At 55.4% G+C, this 1,948-nt stretch carries 1 protein-coding gene; it reads right to left on the reverse strand.

Features of this window, described 5'->3' with window-relative positions:
- Positions 1-163: 163 nt before the first annotated feature.
- Positions 164-1,453, reverse strand: a complete 1,290-nt coding sequence (ltrA, locus tag IT781_RS21695; RefSeq protein WP_194972256.1) for a group II intron reverse transcriptase/maturase — start codon at positions 1,451-1,453, stop codon at positions 164-166.
- Positions 1,454-1,948 lie beyond the last annotated feature (495 nt).

Here is a 1,948-nt window from a genome sequence, read left to right on the forward strand (position 1 = left end):
TTCGGTAGAGTCGAGATGTGACGCGGTAGCATTAGGTTTGGCTTGTCTGTTGCCGCCTCTTTCGTTTGACGGTGCCCTAATAGCCTTACCGTAACCCCGTTTCCACACCCCGCTCATCGAACCGGACTGGCGGATCTCCCGCATCCGGCTCCCGGACAAGATATCACGCCTTCACCCACGACACGTCACACCCCAAACGGGTCAGGCGTACAAGACCCAGTGTCTCGTACAGGTACGAAGGTGGATAGCCTCCGTCCGAGTGTCCCCTGACTTTGTATTTGTGGCGCAACCACCGACGCAACCGCGCCGCCGTATAGTTGTCGAGTGCCCGATAGGCACGATTGTAGGTCCCTACATTAAAGTAGTTGGCCCAGCCGCGTAGCAAGCGGTTCAACTTGTATACCAGCAACGTGGTTTCATGCCACGACATCGAATAGGCGGTCAGCGCATGAATCTTTTCGACCATACGCCGAATACTTTTCTTCGATGGACGGTAGCCCAGGTAGGGTTTACCGTTTTGAGGTCTATACAGCAGACCAAATGTATAACCCAGAAAGTCGAATTCGCCTTCCGGCACCTTGCAGATTCGTGTTTTATCCTCATTCACCGTCAGCTTGAGCCATGCCATAATCTTGCGCATCCATTGCAGGGCTTCGCTAGCTTTGCCGCGTCGACACAAGATGACAAGATCGTCGGCATAGGTCACGATCCGGCTGCCGAGCCGTCGTTCCAAGCCAAGTTTCTTCCATCCCAGGACAAACCGTCGCATATACAAATTCGATAGTAAGGGTGAGATGGGCGATCCTTGTGGAATGCCACAACGATTATCTTTGGCCTCGGTCGTGCGTTTCTTCCGCCCTTGGCGATCAGTTTCTTCCACGGGACATTCCAGCCACATCGTGATCAGATGCAGCACGCGTCGATCTACGACGCGGCGTGCAACCGATTTCAGTAAATCGGCATGGGGAATGCTCCCGAAGTAATCCGCCAGGTCGGCATCCACGACGTCCAGATGACCTCTGAACATATGACCATTGATTTTGCCAACTGCCTGTTGGGCGTTGCGGCCCGCTCGGTAAGCATATTGCTCGTCGGGTAAATCAGCTTCGAAGATCGGCTCTAATACCAGCATCGCTGCCGTCATGCAGACCCGATCCCGTAAGGTCGATATGCCCAGCGGTCGCCATTTGCCATTCGGTTTAGGTATATAAACTCGTCTGATCGGCTTCGGCCGGTAATTCTCCTCTTTGAGCGTAAGCGCCAGTTCGCCAAGCCATCGATCCCGCCCATACGCCTCAACATCGGCAAAGTCCTGACGATCCACGCCCGGTGCGCCCTTGTTGGCACGGCAACAGGCATAGGCATGCGCCAAAACATCTTGCCGATGAATCTTGTCGTACAGCGCGTAGAAACGATAACCGGCTTCTGCCTTCGCTTTTGCGTGTAACGCCATCTGCAGTTTCTGAACTTTTAGGGGAGTTGATAGGTTGCCCAATCTCCGGTCCTTTTCCACTTATTGCGTTGATCTTGAACTAAGGTCCCTTCCCTCCACCGGCATTACCCGGTTTCCCCGGTACTACGAACCTCTCCGCCACCCCACTGCGCCCGGCCTGTCCCTCACGGGCGTCCGGTTGGTCATCGCTGACCACGCGGTGGGGCTTCCCGTGTTGCGTGCGCTTACCTTGTGTACATGCTGTCACCACTACCCCGGCGCAGCGACTGGGGATTCTCTTCGCTCGTTTCCCCAGCCGTATCAGCCTTCCCCGAAAGGGTCGTCGGGTCGGCCTGCGCAATGACCTTTTCGAGGCTTACTCAGTGTTCACTCACGTTACGGCCTGCACACTCGCTGAATCGCCTATAGCGATCCTTTACATCGAAGGCTCCAGCCACTTCGTTACCTCCATGACTGCTTCGATTGCTTCCGGCTGGAGCGATTTAGCCGGGTGGG

The sequence above is a fragment of the Methylobacter sp. BlB1 genome, assembly GCF_015476545.1.
Classification (GTDB): domain Bacteria; phylum Pseudomonadota; class Gammaproteobacteria; order Methylococcales; family Methylomonadaceae; genus Methylobacter.